Raw genomic sequence first — 22,441 nt, 5'->3', positions numbered from 1 at the left:
TCCGACGGGCCGTACAGGTCGTAGACGTGCTCGACCGTCGACTGCTGATACAGCGCCTCCACCAGCGCTTGTTTCAGCGGTTCACCCGCCAAGTTGATGATGCGCACGCTCGGCGGAATCTGCCCCGCGCGGTGCAGTGCGGCAATCGCCGACGGCACAGTGTTGATCAGGCGCACCTGATCGCGGGCCGGCAGTTGCGCCAGCTCCAGCGCATTTCGCGCAATGATCAGCGAGCCGCCGTTGGCGAGGGTGACAAACAGCTCCCAGACCGACAGGTCGAAGCACACCGACGTCGAGGCCAGCACGCCTTGAATGTCCTCGCGGCTGTAGACCTTGGCCGACCAGTCGATCAGCGCCATGACGTTGCGATGGGCAATTGCTACGCCTTTGGGTTTGCCGGTGGAGCCGGAGGTGTAGATCACGTAGGCGAGGTTGTCCGGTTGCACCGCAGTCTGTGGTGCAACAGCCGAATAATCGCTCAACGAAAGCTGATCCAGCAGCAGCACTTGGGTATCGCCCGGCACGCTCAGGGTCGCGGCAACGGCCTGCTCGGTGAGCAACACCCGCGCCCGGCTGTCTTCGAGCATGTAAGCCACGCGATCCGCCGGGTAGTCCGGATCCAGCGGCACATACGCACCACCGGCCTTGAGCACCGCGAGCAAGGCAATCAGCAACTGCTCGGAACGCGGCATCGCCACGCCCACGCGCACTTCCGGGCCGACACCCAACTCAAGTAGTTTGTGCGCCAGACGGTTGGCCTGCGCGTCCAGTTCGGCGTAGGTCAGTTGCGTATGGGCGAAGGTCACCGCCAAGGCATCCGGGGTCGCCGCCACTTGACGGGCGATGGCTTGATGGATGCACAGATCGGTGGAGAAGTCGGTACTCACCTGCGGGCTGTGCTCGATCAGATTCAGTTCGCTGAGCGAACGCTCCCCCGACTCGGTCATTTGCCCGAGCAAGCGCTGCAGATACCCAGCCAGTTGCACCACGCTGTGCGCCGCAAAGCTTTCGCACTGGTAGCTGAAGTGCATCGACAGCTCGTCGCTCAAGTGCACCAGCAGCGTCAGCGGGTAGTTGGTCTGCTCATGATTGTGGATTTCACCGAAGCGCAGTTCTTGTGGTGCGCCCTGCGCCAGCGCCTCGGACACCGGGTAGTTCTCGAACACCAGAATGTTGTCGAACAGCGCCTCACCATTGCGAGCCGCCCAGCGCTGAATGTCGAACAACGGGGTATGTTCATGCTCACGCAAGGCCAGGTTCTGCGCCTGCACGCTCTGCAACCATTCGCCAACGCTCGATGGCGACTGCGGGCTGGCGATGACCGGCAAGGTGTTGATGAACAGACCGATCTGCTGCTCGACCCCTTTGAGCTCGGCCGGACGCCCCGCCACCGTGGCGCCGAACGCCACACACGGCTGGCCGGTCAGACGCTGCAACAGCAGCAGCCATGCCGCCTGAATCAGCGTGTTGAGGGTGACTTTCTGCTGGCGCGCAAACTCGCCCAGACGCCGCGTCTGCTCAGCATCGAGCACGCAGAAATGTTCGCCATGGCCGTCGCGCGGTGCATCGCCGCGCTGCGCCTGCAACGCTTGCGCCAGCAAGGTCGGCGCTTGCAGATCAGCCAGTTGCGCGGTCCAGTAACGCTCGCTGGCCTGCACGTCCTGCCGTTGCAGCCATTCGATGTAATCGCGATAACGTCCGGCCAGTGGCGGCTGGGCAACCCCGCTGTAGCGCTGCAGGACTTCACCAAGCAATTGCGAGTTGCTCCAGCCGTCCATCAGAATGTGGTGGTTGGTGTAGATCAAGTGGCAGCGCTGCTCGTCCAGACGCACCACGACCATGCGCAACAGCGGCCCCTGGCTCAGGTCGAAACCTTGCGCCTGTTCGGCTGCCGCCAGCGCATTCAGATCACCCTGGCAATCGTCGCGATCACGCCAGTCGAGCACGCGGAACGGCATGTCCAGTTGCTTGTGCACCACCTGCACCGGACGCGCCAGTTCACCCTGCCAGACAAAGCTGCTGCGCAGGATGTCGTGGTTGTCCACCGCCGCCTGCCAGGCTTGCTGGAAGCGCTGCGGATCGAGGCCTTCGACATCGAGCCGGACCTGGTTGATGTAATCGCCGGTGGCCTGCTCGTAGAGGCTGTGGAACAACATGCCCTGCTGCATCGCCGACAGCGGATACACATCGGCGACCTGGCGCGTTGCCAGCGGGAACTGATCAAGCTGCGCCTGCGTCAGGCCGGCCAACGGGAAGTCCGACGGGGTCAGGCCTTCGATGCCCGGGGTCAGGCAATGGCCGATCAACGCTGCGAGTTCTGCGGCGTAATCTTCGGCCAGGGCTTCGATCACCGCGCTGTCGAAACGCTCGCGGCTGAACGTCCAGCCCACCCGCAGCTCGCCGCCATACACTTGACCGTTGAGGGTCAACCAGTTGCCCAGCGGCGCCTCCGGGCTCTGATCGAGGCCGGCGTTGTCCGGCGACGGCACGAACAGCGCAGCCTCGTCGCCGGCGAAACTGCCGTCGAACTGCCCGAGGTAGTTGAAGGTGATGCGCGGGCTCGGCAAGGCCTGCAGGCTCTGCTGCGCCTGCGCATCACCGAGGTAACGCAAAGCGCCGAAACCGATGCCCTTGTTGGGGATCGAGCGCAGCTGTTCCTTGATCTGCTTGATCGACTCGCCAAGCGTGTCTGCCGGCGTCAGGCGCACCGGGAACAGGCTGGTGAACCAGCCCACCGTGCGGGTCAGATCGACACCGTCGAACAGTTCTTCGCGACCATGGCCTTCGAGCTGGATCAGCGTCGACGCCTGCCCGCTCCAGCGTCCAATGACTCGCGCCAGCGCCGTCAGCAACAGGTCGTTGACCTGAGTGCGGTATGCCGCCGGGGCCTCTTGCAACAGTTGCCGTGTCAGCTCGGCGCCGAGGCGGGTTTGTACGGTCTGGGCCAGACGATTGTCCTGACTGGCGTCAACGCGTTTGCACGGCAGATCGGTACTCACATCGCTCAGGCAGGCCTGCCACCAAGCCAGCTCTGCCTGCAACGCCGGGCTGTTGGCGTAGCGCTGCAAGTGCTCACCCCAGTTCTTGAAGGCACTGGTCCGGGACGGCAGGCTCAGCGGCTGATCGTTGAGCAGTTGCTGATAAGCGTTCTGCAGGTCTTCCAGCAGAATCCGCCACGACACGCCGTCCACCGCCAGGTGATGAATCACCAACTGCAAACGCTGAGTGCCATCGGCCAGATTTGCCAGCACCGCACGCAGCAACGGCCCGTGTTGCAGATCGAGGCTGCGCTGGGCGCGATTACCCAAGGCTTCAAGGGCGGCGGCATCCGCGACCTGTTCCTGCCAGAGCAGGTTCTGCGGCAGCGCTTCGACCGCGCGATGCTCGGCCTGCCACCCGCCATCGCGCTGGGTGAAGCTCAGGCGCAAGGCATCGTGATGAGCGACCAGTGCGCGCAACACCTGCTCGAGTTTTTCAGCGTCCAGCGCCTGCCGCGGTTGCAGCAGTACCGACTGGTTCCAGTGATGACGCTGCGGAATCTCGTCGGCGAAGAACTGCTGCTGGATCGGCAGCAGCAACGCTGCACCGCTCGCGGCTTGCTGATCAATCGTCGATTCGTCGCCACCCCACTGCGCGACCAGCGCCAGACGCTGCACGGTCTGGTGCTGGAACAGGTCTTTGGGATTGAGGCGGATGCCGGCCTGACGGGCGCGACTGACCACCTGAATCGAGATGATTGAGTCGCCGCCCAATTCGAAGAAGTTGTCGTGGATGCCGACTTGCGGCAGCTTCAGCACGTCCTGCCAGATCGCGGCCAGACCCTGCTCCATCGCGCTTTGCGGCGCCTGATAGGTCTGCTGCGCCTGGCTGGCGTCCGGTGACGGCAAGGCATTGCGATTGAGTTTGCCGTTGGCGGTCAACGGCAATTGCGCCAACAGCAACAGGTGCGCCGGGACCATGTGATCCGGCAGATTGGCCTTGAGTTCGGTGCGCACGCTGTCGCGCCACAGCGCCTGTTCGGCCGGGCTTGCGTCGAGCAGCGCGGCGTCGCCTGGCACCAGATATGCCACCAGTTGCTGACCGCTGAGGCCCGGCTGCGCCAGCACCACGGCCTGACGCACGGCAGCCTGTTCCAGCAGTTGCGCTTCGATCTCGCCGAGTTCGATACGGAAACCGCGAATCTTCACCTGATGGTCGATCCGGCCGATGTATTCGATCACGCCGTCGGCGCGATAGCGCGCCAGGTCACCGGTACGGTACAGACGCCCGCCATCGGCGGCGAACGGGTCGGGAATGAAGCGCAGGCTGGTCAGATCCGCACGGTTCAGGTAACCGCGAGCCAGGCCGGCACGACCGACGTACAGCTCACCGATGCAACCTTTGGCGACCGGGTTCAGATCTCCGTCGAGCAAGTACCAGGACAGATCGGGAATCGGTTCGCCGATCGGACTGCTGGCATCACGCTGCAAGTCGGCCAGCGAAATCGGCCGGTAGGTCACGTGCACGGTGGTTTCGGTGATGCCATACATGTTGATCAGTTGCGGTGCCTGATCGCCGAAACGCTCGAACCACGGACGCAGGCTCTTGACCTCCAGCGCCTCGCCGCCGAACACCACGTAACGCAGCGCCAGTGCTTGCGCCGCGTGCTGCGGGGCGCAGGCCACTTGCATCAATTGCTTGAACGCCGACGGCGTCTGGTTGAGCACGGTGACGCCTTCGCGGCAAAGCAAGGCGAAGAAATCTTCCGGCGAGCGGCTGACCTCGTAAGGCACCACCAGCAGTTTGCCGCCGTACAGCAGCGCCCCGAAAATCTCCCACACCGAGAAGTCGAAGGCGTAGGAATGGAACAGGCTCCAGACATCCGTGGCGCCAAAATCGAACCACGCATCAGTGGCCTCAAACAGGCGCAGCACGTTGCGATGGGCCAGCAATGTGCCCTTCGGCTGACCGGTGGAACCGGAGGTGTAGATCACGTAAGCCAGGTTGTCTGGACTCATGCGCACCTGCGGATTGCTGTCGCTGTAGCCTTCCAGACCGTCACGTTCCTGATCGAGCATCAGGCTGCGCAGCGAATCCGGCACCGGCAGACGCCCCAGCAGATGACTCTGGGTCAGCAGCAAGGCGATGCCGCTGTCGCCGATCATGTAGCTCAGGCGTTCTTCCGGGTACGTCGGGTCCAGCGGCACATAGGCGCCGCCGGCCTTGAGAATCGCCAGCAGGCCGACCAGCATGTCGAGGCTGCGCTCCACCGCCAGACCGACGCGCACGTCCGGGCCGACACCGCTGGCAATCAGCTTGTGGGCCAACTGGTTGGCGCGGCTGTTCAGCTCGCCGTAGCTCAGGGACTGCCCGGCACAGCTCACGGCAATCGCTTGCGGGGCGCGGGCGGCTTGTTGTTCGATCCGTTGATGCAGGCACTGCTCGCTCGGGAAATCGCGGATGGCCGGGTTCCACTGCTGCAAGGTCGCCGCGCGTTCGGCGGCGTCATGCAGCGGCAGTTCGGCGATGCGCTGAGCGCTGTCGGCAACGATGCCTTGCAGCAGACGGGTCCAGTGTTGCGCCAGGCGCTCGATGGTCTCGACGTCGAACAGGTCGGTGGCATAGGTCAGCTCGGCCCAGACGTTGTCGCTCGATTCAAAAGTGTTCAGGGTCAGGTCGAACTGCGCTGTATTGGACGCCCAAGGCAAGCCTTCAATCGCCAGTTTTGGCAGACGCGTGGCGCCCTGCGCCTGACGCACCTGGCTCTGATGGTTATGCATCACCTGGAACAGCGGGCTGTGGCTGAGGCTGCGCTCCGGTTGCAGCGCGTCGACCAGTTGCTCGAACGGCAGATCCTGATGCGCCTGCGCACCCAGCACGGTGTTTTTCACTTGCTGCAGCAGGCTGCGGAACGTCTGCTGACTGTCGAACTCGGCCTTCAATACTTGGGTGTTGACGAAGAAGCCGATCAGGCCTTCGGTCTCGACCCGGTTGCGGTTGGCCACCGGCACCCCGACGCGGATATCGGCCTGACCGCTGTAGCGATGCAGCAAGGTCTGGAACGACGCCAGCAACAGCGCAAACAGCGTGACATTCTCACGCTGCGCCAGGTGCTTGAGCGCGGTGGCCAGTTCGAGGCTCAGCGGGATATCGCGACGGGCGCCACGATAGCTCTGCTCGGCTGGACGCGGACGGTCGGTCGGCAACTCCAGCAGCGGTTGATCACCATCGCCGAGTTGTGCTGTCCAGTAGCTCAATTGACGCTCGCGTTCACCGGCGTCCATCCACTGTTTCTGCCACACGGCGTAGTCGGCGTATTGCACCGGCAGCACCGGCAATTGCACGTTCTGGCCCTGGCTGTAGGCGGCATACAACGCCACCAGTTCATCAACCATGACATTCATCGACCAGCCATCGGAGACGATGTGATGCAGGGTGATGACCAGTGCGTGGTCGTCGGCGGCCAGACGCAGCAGTTTGACCCGCAGCAACGGGCCTTGCTGCAGATTGAACAGGTGCAGGGTTTCGGCGGCGACCAGCGCTTGCAGCGCCGCCTCGTCGAGATCCGCTGCCACGTCCTGCACCTGCAGATCGAGCGTGCCATGAGCCTGGATCACTTGCAGGGTCTGGCCCTGCTGTTCGACGAAGCAGGTGCGCAGCGATTCGTGGCGCTCGATCAGCGCGTCGAAGCTGCGCTGCAACGCCGGCAGATCCAGCTCACCGCGCAGACGCAACGCCGCCGGCACGTGATAAGCGGTGCTGGTCGGTTCCAGTTGCCAGAGGAACCATTGACGCTCCTGGGCATAGGACAGCGCCAGCGGTTGCAGGCGTGGCAAGGCAACAATCGGCGGCTGCTGATGTGCCTGATCGACACCCAGCGCGGCGACGAAGTCTTCCAGCGTGCTGTGTTCGAACAACGTGCGCAGCGGCACTTGAACGTTCAGCGCCTGACGCACCCGCGAGACCACTTGCGTGACCAGCAACGAGTGGCCGCCCAGTTCAAAGAAGTTGTCACTCAGGCCTACGCGATCAAGCTTGAGCACTGCTTGCCAGATCTCGGCAACGCTGTGTTGCGTGGCAGTTTGCGGGGCGATGTAAGTTGATTGCAACTGGCTGGCGTCAGGTGCCGGCAAGGCTTTGCGGTCGACTTTGCCGTTCGGCGTCACCGGCAGTTGCGCGAGGAACAACAGGTGCGCCGGCACCATGTATTCCGGCAGCTCGGCCTTGAGGCTGGCTTTCAATGCGGCGCGCAGTTCGCCTTCATCAATATCGTCGGCGGTCGGCACCACATAGCCGACCAGTTGCGGGCCGGTCGGGCTATCCTGAGCGACTACCACGGTTTCGCGCACGCTATCGAGGGCGAGCAAACGCGCTTCGATCTCGCCGAGTTCAATCCGGAAACCACGGATTTTCACCTGATGGTCGATCCGCCCGATGTACTCGATCACGCCCTCGGCGCGGTAACGGGTCAGGTCGCCGGTGCGGTACAGACGCGCGCCGGTAGTCGAAAAGGGATCCGGGACAAAACGTTCGGCGGTAAGGCCTGGGCGCTGGAAGTAACCACGAGCGAGGCCGTCGCCGCCGATCAGCAGCTCACCCGGGGCGCCGAGCGGATTGAGCTCAAGGTCGCTGCCGAGGATGTACAACGCGGTGTTGTCGATCGGCGTGCCGAGGAATGGACGGCTGCTGTCCGCACTCAAGGCGTGCTGCGCCGACCAGATAGTGGTTTCGGTCGGGCCGTAGAGGTTCCACACGCTCGGCGTCAGTGCGAGCATGCGTTGTGCCAGTTCCTGCGGCAGCGCTTCACCGCCACAGAGGAACGTGCGGCCCGCCAGGATTGGCGCCTGTTCATTGTCCAGCAGCATGCGCCAGGTCGAGGGCGTGGCTTGCAGCGTAGTCACGGCATGACGATCGATCAGTTCGAGCACCGCTTGCGGGTCTTGATGCACGTCCTTGCCGGTCAGCACCACACAGGCGCCGGCCAGCAATGGACCGTAGATTTCCAGGCCGAAAATGTCGAACGAAAAGGTGGTCAGCGACAGCATGCGATCGGCGGCACAGATGCCCGGCTGTTCGATCATGCTCGCGACAAAATTGCTCAGCGCCGCGTGGCGCACCATCACGCCTTTCGGTTTGCCAGTGGAACCGGAGGTGTAGATCGTGTAGGCCAGATGCTCGCCATTGACTGCCACTTCCGGCGCGGTCTGTGGATAAGCCGCCAGCCACTCGCGAGGTTGATCCAGCAGCAGCGTTTGCACGCCCGGCGGGATCGGCAGCTGCGCCTGCAAATGGCTTTGGGTCAGCAGCAATTGCAGGCCGCTGTCCTCGATCATGTAGGCCAGGCGATCCTGCGGATACGCCGGATCCAGCGGCACATAAGCACCGCCAGCCTTGAGGATCGCCAGCAGGCCGACGATCATTTCCGCGCTGCGCTCGACGGCGATGCCAACCAGTTGATCCGGGCCGACACCGGCCTCGATCAGCTTGTGCGCCAGTTGACTGGAGCGGGCATCCAGCTCGCCGTAGCTCAGCACGTCTTCGCCGATGATCAGTGCAGTGGCCTGCGGTGTTTGCTGCGCACGCCGGGAGAAATCCTGCTGCACGCATTCGGCTTGCGCGCTGCGGTCGGCGCTGCGCAACCAGTCCTGCAACAGCACGCCGTGCTCTGCGCTTTCCAGCAACGGCAATTCGCCGACGCGCTGGCTCGGCGCGGCGACGATGCCACTTAGCAGGTTTTGCCAATGACGTGCCAGACGCTCGACGGTTTCAGCTTTGAACAGATCAGTGGCGTAGGTCAGCTCGGCGGCAAAGCCGTCGCTGGACTCGTAAGTATTCAGCGTCAGGTCGAACTGCGCGGTGCGCCCTTCCCACTGCACGTCCTCGACACTCAACTGCGGCAACTGCGCGGCGCTGCGGCCCTGATCGCGGCTGGTCTGGTGGTTGAACATCACCTGGAACACCGGGCTGTGGCTCAGGCTGCGCTCCGGTTGCAGGGCTTCGATCAGTTGCTCGAACGGCAGATCCTGATGCGCCTGCGCGGCCATCGCCGCCTGCTTGACCTGAGCCAGCAACTGGTTGAACGGCAACTGCCCGCTGACCTCGGCACTCAGCACCTGCGTGTTGACGAAGAAGCCGATCAGGCCTTCGGTCTCGACCCGGTTACGGTTGGCGGTCGGCACCCCGACGCGAATCTGCGCCTGACCGCTGTAGCGATGCAGCAACGCCTGGAACGACGCCAGCAGCAGCATGAACAGGCTCGCACCTTCGCGCTGCGCCAGCTGTTTGAGGGCGTCACCGAGGTCTGTCGGCAGGTTCAGCTCCAGCCGCGCACCGCGCAGGCTTTGCACGGCCGGACGCGGGAAGTCGATCGGCAACTCCAGCACCGGCTGCTCGCCGCCCAGGGTCTTGACCCAGTAGGCCAACTGGCGTTCACGCTCGCCCGCTTCCAGCCAGTGCCGCTGCCAGATCGCGTAGTCGGCGTATTGTATTTCCAGCTCCGGCAGACTCAGCGGCTGCCCGGCGGTGTCGGCGGCGTAATGCTGGATCAGCTCGTTGACCAGGACTTTGATCGACCAGCCATCGGAGATGATGTGGTGCTGGATCAGCACCAGTACATGATCGTCCGGTGCCACTTCGAGCAGCGCCACCCGCAACAGCGGGCCCTGCTGCAAATTGAACGGGCGTGCGGTTTCGTTCTCGACGAAGGCCTTGATCGCGGCGTCTTCCCCGGCGGCATCGAGGCCCTCCGGCAATGGCGTCAGGCTGATGCTCAGCGGCAACTGCGGGTGAATCACCTGGCAAAAGCTTTCACCCTGCTCGGCGAAAGTGGTGCGCAGGCTTTCGTGGCGTGCCGCCACGGCGTTGAAGCTGCGCTCCAGCGCCGCCACATCCAGCCGACCCTTGAGGCGCAGGGCGCTGGGGATGTGATACGCGGTGCTGTGCGGGTCCATTTGCCAGAGGAACAGTTGACGTTCCTGAGCGTACGACAGAGGAATCGCCGCAAACCCGGAACGTGTTTCCGGGATCGGCAGGTTGGCCGGAGAGACGCCCTCTTCGAGCATCTTTTCCAGGTACAGCTTACGTTTGTCCAGCGGCAGAGTGATAAAGCGCTTGGCTACCCTCAAAGCAACACTCTTGTCCATCAGACTTCCTCCATATCGTCAAGCAGGGCTTCCAGCTTGCTCAGTTTCTGTTCGTTGATTGCCCCGCCTCCTGTATCGAGTCGAGCGACAAAATCGCTCAGGACGGGGTGCTGGAATAACAGTTGCGGGGTCAGCGTCAGGCCCAGTTCAAGAGCCATGCGCGACACCACGTTGACCGCCAGCAGCGAGTGCCCGCCGAGTTCGAAGAAGTGATCGTTCAAGCCGATGCGTTGCACTTCGAGCACTTGCTGCCAGATCGCCGCGACCTGCTGCTCAAGCTCACTGTGCGGCGCGACATACGCGGCCTGCATCTGGCTGGCATCGACCGCCGGCAGGGCCTTGCGGTCGAGTTTGCCGTTGGGGGTCAGTGGCAACTGCTCAAGGAACAGCAGGTGCGCGGGAATCATGTAGTCAGGTAACGAAGACTTGAGGCCAGTCTTTAGTCCCTCGCGCAGTTGGCGCTGCGCGTCCCCGTCGTGCATCTCCAGTTGCGGGGCGACCACATACGCCACCAGTTGCGCGCCGGTGTCGCTCTCGACGGCCAGCACCGCCGCCTCGGTGACTGCCGGTTGTGCGAGCAATCGCGCCTCGATCTCCCCCAGTTCGATGCGGAATCCACGAATTTTCACCTGATGGTCGATCCGGCCCATGTACTCCAGCTCGCCTTCTTCGCGCTCTCGAATCAGGTCGCCGGTGCGATACATGCGCTCGCCGTTACCGACGAAAGGATTCGGTACGAAGCGCTCGGCGGTCATCGCCGCACGCCCCAGATAACCGCGAGTGATGCCGGCGCCGGACAGGTACAGCTCGGCCGAAACGCCTTGCGGAACAGCGTGCAGATCGGCGTCGAGCAGATGACTGGCACTGTGCTCGAGCGCACGACCAATCCGTGCCTGACCGCCAGCACTGCGGCGGGTCCAGGTCGAATAGGTGGTGTCTTCCGACGGGCCGTACAGGTCGTAGACGTGCTCGACCGTCGACTGCTGATACAGCGCCTCCACCAGGGCTTGTTTCAGCGGTTCACCCGCCAGGTTGATGATGCGCACGCTCGGCGGAATCTGCCCGGCACGCTGCAGCGCGGCAATCGCCGACGGCACAGAGTTGATCAGACGCACCTGATCGCGCGCCGGCAGTTGTGCCAGCTCCAGCGCATTACGGGCGATGATCAGCGAGCCACCGTTGGCCAGGGTGACAAACAGTTCCCAGACCGACAGGTCGAAGCACACCGAAGTCGAGGCCAGTACGCCTTGAATGTCGTCGCGGCGGTAGACCTTGGCCGACCAGTCGATCAGCGCCATGACGTTGCGATGGGCAATCGCCACGCCTTTTGGTTTGCCGGTGGAACCGGAGGTGTAGATCACGTAGGCAAGGTTGTCCGGCTGCACTGTGGTCTGTGGCGCAACGGCCGAATAACCAATCAGCGACAGCTGATCCAACAGCAGCACTTGGGTTTCGCTTGGCACGCTCAGGGTCGCGGCAACCGCCTGTTCGGTCAGCAACACCCGCGCCCGGCTGTCCTCCAGCATGTAGGCAACGCGATCCGCCGGGTAATCCGGGTCCAGCGGCACATAGGCACCACCGGCCTTGAGCACCGCGAGCAAGGCAATCAGCAACTGCTCGGAACGCGGCATCGCCACGCCCACGCGCACTTCCGGGCCGACGCCCAGTTCTACCAATTTATGCGCCAGACGGTTGGCGTGGGCATCCAGTTCGGCGTAGCTCAGTTGCTTATGGGCGAAGGTCACCGCCAAGGCATCCGGGGTCGCCGCCACCTGATTGGCGATGGCTTGATGGATGCACTGCTCGGTAACGAAATCGATGTTCACCGGCGGGCGGTGGTCGATCAGGTTCAGTTCACTGAGCGACCGTTCCCCGCCATCCGCCATCTGGCTAAGCAGACGCTGCAGATGCGCGCCCAACTGCGCCACGCTGGCCGCAGCGAAGCTGTCGCGCTGATAACTGAAATGCACCGACAGTTGCGCGCCCATGTTCACCAGCAGGGTCAGCGGATAGTTGGTCTGCTCCTGATTGGCCACCGCGCCGAAGCGCAGACCTTGCGGCGCACCGCGTTCCAGTGCTTCGCCGATCGGGTAGTTCTCGAACACCATCAGGCTGTCGAACAGCGCGTCACCGCCCTGCCCGGCCCAGCGCTGAATATCCGCCAGTGGTGTGTGTTCGAACTCGCGCGAGGCGAGGTTCTGCGCCTGCACTGCTTGCAGCCAGGCGATCACGCTCTGCTGCGCGGGCGGTGCGGCGATCACCGGCAGCGTGTTGATGAACAGGCCGATCTGCGCTTCGGCACCCGGCAAGTCCGCCGGACGCCCGGCGACGGTGGCGCCGAACGCCACGCAATCCTTGCCGGTGTAGCGCTGCAACAGCAGCAGCCACGCTGCTTGCACCAGCGTGTTGACGGTGACTTTCGCGGCCCGGGCAAACTCGCCCAGGCGCTGGCTCAGCTCAGCGTCCAGCACCTGGTAATGATCGCCGTAACCCACGCTCGGCAAACCGGCCTGCGGCCGCGCGATGGCATTGGCCAAACGTGTCGGTTCCTGCAGATTGCCCAGCGTCGCCCGCCAGTAGGCTTCAGCCGCCGCGCCATCCTGGCGTTGCAGCCAGGCGATGTAATCGCGGTAGCGACCCGCGCCACGGGCGACCGCTTCGCCGCTGTAGTGCTGCAACACTTCGCCGAGCAACTGCGCGCTGCTCCAGCCGTCCATCAGGATGTGATGGTTGGTGTAGATCAGGTGATAACGCTCGGCTGCAGTGCGCACCAGCACCAGGCGCATCAGCGGCGCACAGCTCAGGTCCAGACCCAGGGCGCGCTCCTCATCGGCGAGGGTTTGCAGCGCTGCCTCCAGATCAGTTCTGCCGTGCCAGTCGAGCACGCTGAACGGTACCTCGACCTGACGCTGCACCACTTGCACCGGTTGCGGCAGATCGCCTTGCCAGAAGAAGCCGCTGCGCAGGATGTCATGCGCATCCACCGCTGCCTGCCACGCCGCGCGGAAGCGTTGCGGATCGACGCCGTCGACGTCGAGACGCATCTGGTTGATGTAGTCGCCATTGCCGTGTTCGAGCAAGGTGTGGAACAGCATGCCCTGCTGCATCGGCGACAGCGGATAGATGTCGTCGATGCCTTGCGGCTCCAGCACCAGTGCGTCGAGTTGCGCTTGCGACAGTTGCGCCAGCGGGAAGTCCGATGGCGTCACGCTACGGTTGCCAGTGTCGCAGCAGTGGCCGATCAGCGCGGTCAGTTCCTGCACATAGTCGTCGGCCAGACGCTGGATGGTGATGGTGTCGAACATCGCGCCGCTGTAGGTCCAGCTCAGGTCCAGCTCGCCGCCGAACACCTTGCTGTTGAGCGCCAGCGGATTGCCCAGCGGCCCTTGCAGATTGACCTCTGCGCCGCCGGACTCGCTGGTCGGCACGAACAGAGCATCGCCGGCAGCGTCGAAGCTGCCGTCGAACTGGCCAAGATAGTTGAAGGTCAGGCGCGGCACAGGCAAGGCTTGCAGGGTGGCACGCGCCGGCTCATCACCGAGGTGCGCGAGTGCGCCGAAGCCGATGCCTTTGTGGGGAATCGCCCGCAGCTGTTCCTTGATCTGCTTGAGCGACGCGCCGAGTTCCGCAGCCGGTGCCAGGCGTGCCGGGAATACGCTGGTGAACCAGCCCACGGTGCGGGTCAGATCGATGTGTTCGAACAGGTCTTCGCGACCATGGCCCTCAAGCAATACCAAGGCATTGTCGTCCCCGGTCCAGCGCACCAGCACCCGCGCCAGCGCGGTCAGCAACAGGTCGTTGACCTGGGTGCGATAGGCCGCCGGAGCTTCCTGCAACAGCTGACGGGTCAGGGTCTGATCCAGTTTGCTGCGCAGGGTCAGTGCCTGATCGTGTTGCTGACCACCCTGCGGCCGGTCGTAAGGCAAGGCCGCCGAAGCGCCCTGCAACTGCTGCTGCCAGAAGCCCAGTTCGGCCTGCAACGCCGGGGTTTGAGCGTAGTCCTGCAACGCTGCCGCCCAAGCTTTGACGGCGCTGGTTTTCGCCGGCAATTGCACAGGCTTACCTGCGAGGAGCTGGCGATAAGCGTTTTGCAGGTCTTCGAATAGAATCCGCCACGACACGCCATCGACCACCAGGTGATGGACGATCAGCAGCAGGCGCTGACTGCCATCAGCCAGGTTCGCCAGCACCGCGCGGATCAGCGAACCGCCGCTCAGTTGCAGACTGCGCTGGGCCTTGTCGCCCAGTGCCTCAAGGGCGGCGAGATCAGCGACCTCGACTTGCCAGAGAATGGTTTGCCCCGCTTGCGTGGCGACGTCGCGGTAGTGCGCCGACCAACCCGCGGCCTGCTCGACAAAGTCCAGACGCAAACTGTCGTGCTGAACGACCAACGCATCCAGCGCTTGCTCCAGTACCTGAGCGTCCAACGCCTGCGTCGGCTTGAGCATCACCGACTGGTTCCAGTGGTGACGGTCGGGAATCGCTTCGGTGAAGAATGCCTGATGAATCGGCAGCAGCGCGGTTTTGCCGGTTTGCGCATGCTGATCGATGGGCTGCACCGCCTCGCCGGTCTGCGCGACTGTAGCGAGAGCCTGAATGGTCTGGTGCTGGAACAGGTCTTTGGGACTGAAGCGGATCCCGGCCTGCCGCGCCCGGCTGACCACCTGAATCGAGATGATCGAGTCGCCGCCCAGTTCGAAGAAGTTGTCGCTGACACCGACTTGCTCAAGCTTGAGTACGTCCTGCCAGATCGCCGCCAGTTGCTGCTCCAGCGCCGTCTGTGGCGCGACATAGGTTTGTTGCAGTTGGCTGACGTCCGGTTTTGGCAGGTTCTTGCGATCGAGCTTGCCATTCGGCGTCAGCGGCATGCGTTCAAGACGCAGAACATACGCCGGCACCATGTGCGCCGGCAGGCTGGCCTTGAGCTGCGCGCGCAGGTCTTCGGTGAACTCGGCACGAGCCGAATCACCGACCACGTAGGCCACCAGCCGCTTGCCACTGCCGGCGCTGCCTTCCTGCGCCACGACCACCGCTTCACGCACGCCGTCGAGGGCTTGCAGCGCCGCTTCGACTTCGCCCAATTCAATACGGAAACCGCGAATCTTCACCTGATTGTCGATGCGATCCAGATAGTCGAACGTGCCGTCGACACGCTGGCGCACCAGGTCGCCGGTGCGATAGAGCAAGCCGCCATTTGCGCTGAACGGGTCGGCAACAAAACGCTCGGCGGTCAGCCCCGGACGGTTCAGATAACCCCGCGCCAACCCGGTACCACCAAGGTACAACTCACCGGCCATGCCTTGTGGCAGCAGGTTCAGATCGGTGTCGAGCACATAGGCGCTGCGGTCGCCGATCCGGCTGCCGATCGGCGCGTAAGCGGCACCGCATGGCTCTTCACGGCCAGCCTTCCAGATCAACGGGGTGACCACGGTTTCGGTCGGGCCGTAGCCGTTGATGATGTAGTCCGGATCGAGCGCGCGTTTGACCCGCTCGAAACTGGCGTTCGGCACCGCATCGCCGCCGAAGCAATAGATCCGTACTTTCGGCGGGTGGCCGACACGCTCGGCGTGTTCGGCCAGTTGTTGCAGGTACACCGGCGGGAACGCGACCACGCTCACGCCGTGTTCGATCATCGCGTTGTAGGTCTGCTCCGGCGTCCACAGCGTGTCGTCGCGAATCAGCAGCGAAGCACCGTGGGTCAGGCTGGTCAGCCAGCGTTCGTGGGCGCCGTCGAAGGCGAACGACATGAAGTGGAATTCGCAGTCGCTGTCGCGCATTTCGTAGCGCTGACCGATGGCCTGGCAATGCATCGCCAATGGGCCGTGGGCAACGCTGACGCCTTTCGGATTGCCGGTGGAGCCGGAGGTGTAGATCACGTACGCGAGGTTATGCGGATCGACTGGCACCTGTGGCGCCGTGATCGGCAACTGGCGCAGGTCGAGACGATCCAGCTCCAGCAATGGCACCGATTCGGCCACCGGCAATTGCGCCGACACCGACGAATCGCTGATCAGCAGCGCCAGCCCCGAATCTTCGATCAGATAGGCCAGGCGTTCACGCGGATAACTGGTGTCCAGCGGCACATAGGCACCGCCGGCCTTGAGCACCGCCAGCAGCGCGACGATCACCGCCTCGCTGCGCGGCAGGGCCACGCCGACCCGGGTCTCGGCGCCGACACCACGGGCGATCAGCGCGTGAGCCAGTTGATTGGCACGCTGCTCGATCTCGCCATAGCTGAAGTGCTGACCGTTGAAGATCACCGCGGTGCGCTGCGGACGCTCGACCGCCAGCGCAGCAATGCGCTGATGCACAGCGATGTCCACCGGGTACGGCTGCGGCTGGTTTTCGGCTTGCTGGCGGGCATGCTCTTGCGCGCTGGCCAGAGCGATTTCGCCAAGGTTGCGTTCGGCCGACACGGCGAATTGCTCAAGCAATTGCAGCAGGTGGGCACTGATGCCTTCGATCACCTCACCGGCAAACTGGCTGCGGTCGAAGCTGTAGTGCAGCGCCAGTTGCTGACCGAGGGTGACCGCCACGCTCAGGGCGTAGTGGGTCTGCTCCAGGTTGCCGACATCACCGAACTGCAGGCCCTGCCCGGCCTGACTCAGCGCCTGGGCGACCGGGTAGTTTTCGAACACCAGAATGTTGTCGAACAGCGCCTCACCGCCCTGCCCGGCCCAGCGCTGGATATCCGCCAGCGGCGTGTGTTCGAAGTCGCGCAGGCTGAGGTTTTGTGCCTGCACCGCTTGCAGCCATTGGCCAACGCTTTGGTCCGGACGCGGCGTGCCGATCACCGGCAGGGTGTTGATGAACAGGCCGACCTGCTGCTCGATGCCCGGCAAATCCGCCGGACGCCCGGCCACGGTCGCACCGAACGCCACCGCTTCGTGACCGGTGTAGCGTTGCAGCAACAGCAGCCACGCAGCTTGCACCAGGGTGTTGACGGTGACTTTCTGCTGGCGGGCAAACGCTTCCAGCGCCTGGGTGCGCGGCACGTCCAGCGTCAGGTAATGGTCGCCGTGACCACTGTCGCGCTCGCCGCCAGTAGCGGCGCGGGCCAGTCGGGTCGGCTCTTGCAGCGCGGCCAACTGAGCGTTCCAGAAGTCCTGACTGAGCTGGCCGTCCTGACGCTGCAGCCAGGCGATGTAGTCGCGATAACGTCCGCCGCCATGGGCCGGGGTGCGACCGCTGTAGCGCTGCAACACTTCGCCGAGCAACTGCGAGTTGCTCCAGCCGTCCATCAGGATGTGGTGATGGGTGTAGATCAGGTGCCATTGCTCGGCAGCGGTCTGCACCAGCACCAGACGCAGCAACGGTGCATGGCTCAGATCGAACCCTTGCTGACGCTCGGCATCGGCCAGCGCCGCGAGGGCTGCCGGCTGATCGTCGCGCTGACGCCAGTCGAGAACGCTGAACGGTAACTGCACCTGTTTGTGGACGATCTGCAGCGGTTGCGCCAGTTCGCCCTGCCAGACGAAACCGCTGCGCAGAATGTCCTGCGCATCGACGGTGGCCTGCCACGCGGCGCGGAAACGCTCAGGGTCAAGGCCTAGCACGTCAACGCTCAATTGGTTGATGTACTCACCCGCCGCCTGCTCGTAGAGGGTGTGGAACAGCAAACCCTGCTGCATCGGCGACAGTGGGTAGACATCATCGAGCTGACCGGCCGGCACCGGCAGCGCATCCAGTTGCGCCTGAGTCACCCGAGCCAGCGGGAAGTCCGATGGCGTCGCTTGCGCAATGGGTAGCGTGCAGCAGTGTTCGATCAGCGCCTGCAATTCGATAGCGTATTGATCGACCAAGTGCTGCACCGTGGCGCTGTCGAACATCTCGCGGCTGAAGCCCCAGCTCATCGACAGTTCGCCGCCATACACCTGACCTTCCACGGTCAGCCAGTTGCCCAGAGGCGCCGAAGGATCCTGCGCCACGCCGCTGGTTTCAACCGACGGCACGAACAGCGCCGTCTCGTCGAATTGGCGGTCGAACTGGCCGAGGTAGTTGAAGGTGATACGCGGCTGCGGCAGCGCGGCCAGTTCGGCGCGCACCGACGGCGCGGCCAGATGCCGTAGCACGCCGTAACCCAGACCTTTGTCCGGCACCGCGCGCAGTTGCTCCTTGATCGCCTTGATCGAGCCGTCGAGATCAGCGCTGGCGGTCAGGTTGACCGCGAACAGACTGGTGAACCAACCCACGGTGCGGGTCAGGTCGACGTCATCAAACAGGTCTTCGCGGCCGTGGCCTTCCAGTTCGATCAGCGTGCCCGGCTGCTGGCTCCAGCGGCTGATGGTGCGCGCCAAGGCGGTGAGCAACAGATCGTTGACTTGGGTGCGATACGCGGCGGGCGCCTGTTGCAGCAACTGGCGGGTGCGCTCGGCGTCGAGGCGCCATTCGATTTTCTCGCCATGCAAATTTTTCAGGCTGCCATCCGGGCGGTCGCACGGCAGATCCTCGGCGCCCTGATGCTGGGCTTTCCAATAGTTCAATTGCTCATCGAAACGCGACGCTTCCTGCGCCAGACGCACCGTCCAGCTCTGGAACGCGCTGGTCTTCGCCGGCAACTGAATGCCGCCACCCGCCGCCAGTTGCTCGTAAGCCTGCTGCAGATCTTCCAGCAGCACCCGCCAGGAAACGCCATCGACCGCCAGGTGATGAATGATCAGTGCCAGTCGTTGCGAGCCGTCGGCCATCGTCACCAGCAACGCGCGCAGCAGCGGGCCGTTTTGCAGGTCGAGGCTGCGCTGAGCTTCGTTGCATAGCGCCTGCAACTGTTCGGCAGATTCGGCATCGCGTTGCCACAGCTCAGCGCTGCTCAGCAGCGGGCCGTGGCTTTGCTGCCAGCCTTCGGTGCTTTCGACAAAACGCAGGCGCAAGACGTCGTGGTGATTGATCAGGTGCGTCAGCGCCGCATCGAGCCATTGCGCGTTCAATGCCTCACGCGGGGTCAGCAGCAACGACTGGTTCCAGTGCTCGCGCACCGGCATCGCCCGGCTGAAGAAATCCTGCTGGATCGGCCCGAGCACGGCGTCGCCGGTCACCGGGCCCTGATCCACCGAGGACAGATTATCGTGGCTCGCGACCAGCGCCAGACTGCGCACGGTCTGGTACTGGAACAGGTCACGCGGGCTGATACGGATCCCGGCCTGCCGCGCGCGGCTGACCACTTGAATCGAGATGATCGAATCGCCGCCCAGCTCGAAGAAGTTGTCTTCGAGGCCGACGCGTTCGAGGCCGAGCACAGCTTCCCAGATCGCCGCGAGGGCTTTTTGCATGGCGTCCTGTGGCGCCACGAACGCCTGTTGCGGTGCGGCATCCGGTTGCGGCAAGGCCTTGCGGTCGAGTTTGCCGTTGGCGGTGACCGGCAATTTATCGAGGGTGATCAGGTAGGTCGGCACCATGAATTCCGGCAGGCTGCCGAGCAGCCACGCCTTGACGTCTTGCTGCCACTGTTCGTCGGCCTGCGCCTGCTCCAGCACCAGATACGCCGCCAGATGCTTGCCGCCCTGCACCAGCACCACCGCCTCACGCACCAGCGAGTGCTGCATCAGGCGGGTCTCGATTTCACCCAACTCAATGCGCAAACCGCGCAACTTAACCTGATGGTCGAGACGCCCGAGGTATTCGATCACCCCGTCGGCACGCTGCCGCACACGGTCACCGGTGCGGTACAGGCGCGCGCCGTCATGGAACGGGCACGGCACAAAACGCTCCGCCGTCAGCGCCGGGCGCTGGTGATAACTGCGCGCCAGCCCGGCGCCGCCCAGATACAGTTCACCGGCGACACCGCTCGGCACCGGCAGCAATTCGGCATCGAGGACATGGGTGCGCAGGTTGGCGATCGGCCGGCCGATCGGCACGCTGTCCGCGCCTTCATCGACACAGGTCCAGTGGGTGACGTCGATGGCCGCTTCGGTCGGGCCATACAAGTTGTAGAGGCTGGCGTTCGGCAGCTTGGCGAAAACCTGCAGCTGCGCATCCAGCGGCAACGCTTCACCGCTGCAGACAATCCGCTTGAGACCGCTGCAGCTTTCCACGCCGGTCTCGTGAATAAACGCCTGCAACATCGACGGCACAAAGTGCAGCGTGCTGATGCCATAGCGGTTGATGCTATCGATCAGTTGCAGCGGATCACGGTGCGCACCCGGCGCAGCTACCACCAGCCGCGCGCCGGTCAGCAGCGGCCAGAAGAACTCCCACACCGACACGTCGAAACTGAACGGGGTTTTCTGCAGCACCGAATCACTGGCGTCCAGCGCATAGGCTTCCTGCATCCAGCACAAACGGTTGACCAGCGCCGCGTGGCTGTTGCCAGCGCCCTTCGGTTTGCCGGTGGAACCCGAGGTGTAAATCACGTAAGCCAGGTTCAGCGGATCAACGCTGACCTCCGGACGGCTATCGCTGTAACGGTCGAGCAGCCCCGGCTGATCCAGGGTGATGAGTTTCACGCCGTCAGTCGGCAGCGCTGCCAGCAGCGCCTGTTGCGTCAGCAGCAAGCTGATGCCGCTGTCCTCGATCATGTAGGCCAGACGCTCCTGCGGGTACTCCGGATCCAGCGGCACGTAGGCGCCGCCGGCCTTGAGAATCGCCAGCAGCGCGACGACCATTTCCACCGAACGCAGAGCGCAAACGCCGACCAGACTGTCCGCCTGCACACCTTGTTCGCGCAGCAGATGCGCCAGGCGATTGGCCCGGGCATCCAGTTCGGCGTAACTCAGGGTCTGCTCGCCGAACACCAGTGCCGATGCCTGCGGCGTACGCGCGACCTGCGCTTCGATCAGATGATGAATCGGCGTGTCGCTCGGGTACTGCGCATGGACGTTGTTCCAGTCGTGCACCAGCATGCGCTGCTCGTCTGCCTCCAGCAGCGGCAACTCACCAATGCGCTGCGACGGATCAGCGACCATCGCCGTCAGCAAGCGCAGCCAGTGCCGCGCCATGCGTTCGATGGTCGGTGCATCGAACAGGTCGCTGGCGTAGGTCAGGGCGGCGTGCAGCTTGCCGCCCTTCTCCCAGGTGTCCAGCGTCAGGTCGAACTGGGTGGTGCGGCTCTGCCAGTCGAGACTGTCGAGTTGCAGGCCGGATGCGGTGCTGATGGTGGCGATATCAGCCACGTGCGGCTGATGGTTGTACATCACCTGGAACAGCGGTGTGTGGCTGAGGCTGCGTTCCAGCTTCAGCGCTTCGACCAGTTGCTCGAACGGCAGATCCTGATGCGCCTGGGCACCGAGCGCGGTTTCCTTGACCGCCCGCAGCAGTTCATCGACCCGGGTCTGGCCGTGCAGCTGCGTGCGCAGCACTTGGGTGTTGACGAAGAAGCCGATCAGGCCCTCAATCTCGCCGCGATTGCGGTTGGCGATCGGCACGCCGACACGCAGATCGGTCTGCCCGGTGTAACGGTGCAGCAGCGCATTGAAAGCGCCGAGCAGGAACATGAACACGGTGACCTGATGTTGTTGCGCGGTGCTACGCAGTTGCTCGGCGAGTTGGCCGTCGACCGCAAACTCGTAACGAGTGCCGCGATAGCTCGGCATCGCCGGGCGCGAATGATCCAGTGGCAGCTCCAGCACCGGGTGTTCGTCGCCCAGTTGCGCTTGCCAATAGTCGAGCTGGCGCGCCTGCTCACCGGCCTCCAGCCAGCGGCGTTGCCACAGCGCATAGTCGCTGTACTGGATCGGCAGTGGCGGCAATTGCGGCGCCTGCCCGGCGTCGAACGCGTCGTAGCAACGGATGAATTCGTCGATCAACACGTTCATCGACCAGCCATCGGAGACGATGTGGTGCAGGGTCAGCAGCAGCACGTGTTCCTGCTCGGCGAGCTTGAGCAAGGTCACTCGCAGCAACGGGCCGACCGCCAGATCAAATGGCAGCACCGACTGCTGTTCGGCGGCGCGGATCACCGCCTGCTCGCGCTCGCTGGCCGGCAATGCGCTGAAGTCTTCCCGGTTAATCAGCAGCGGCGCGGTGGCTGGCACTTGCAGCAGGCTGTCATCGGCCTGGCGCTGGAACACCGTACGCAGGGTTTCGTGACGCTCCACGAGGCTGGTGAAGGCTTGCTCCAGCGCCGCCAGGTTCAGCCGCCCGTTGAGCCGCACCGCACCGGGCAGGTTGTAGGCGCCGCTCTGCGGGTCGAGTTGCCACAGGAACCACATGCGGCGCTGCGCGTAAGACAGCGCCTGACGATCCTCGGCTGCGATGCCGGCCGGTATCGGGAACCGCGCGAAATCCACGCCCTCCTTGTGCAGGGCCGCGAGGAACATCTGGCGCTTTTCCAGGGGCAACCCGATAAACCGGCGAGCAAGTTTCAAGGAGTCTTCAGCATTCAT

2 protein-coding genes (1 of these 2 running past the window's edge) are annotated in these 22,441 nt (G+C 63.9%); both read right to left on the bottom strand.

Annotation, left to right across the window (positions count from 1 at the left end; genetic code table 11):
- Window positions 1–10,121, bottom strand: partial view of a non-ribosomal peptide synthase/polyketide synthase gene (locus tag ACS4NR_RS03750; RefSeq protein WP_456019119.1) — the 5' portion only. It extends 4,876 nt beyond the left edge of the window; only the first 10,121 of its 14,997 coding nucleotides appear in the window; its start codon is at window positions 10,119–10,121; the stop codon falls past the left edge of the window.
- Window positions 10,121–22,441, bottom strand: coding sequence for a non-ribosomal peptide synthase/polyketide synthase (locus ACS4NR_RS03745; protein WP_456019118.1), 12,321 nt, complete (start codon window positions 22,439–22,441; stop codon window positions 10,121–10,123). Before ACS4NR_RS03745 ends, ACS4NR_RS03750 begins: the two co-directional genes overlap by 1 nt.

The organism is Pseudomonas sp. JQ36, assembly GCF_053851495.1.
The sequence above is the reverse complement of the archived record's forward strand: the minus strand, read 5'-3'. Positions and strand labels throughout refer to the sequence as shown.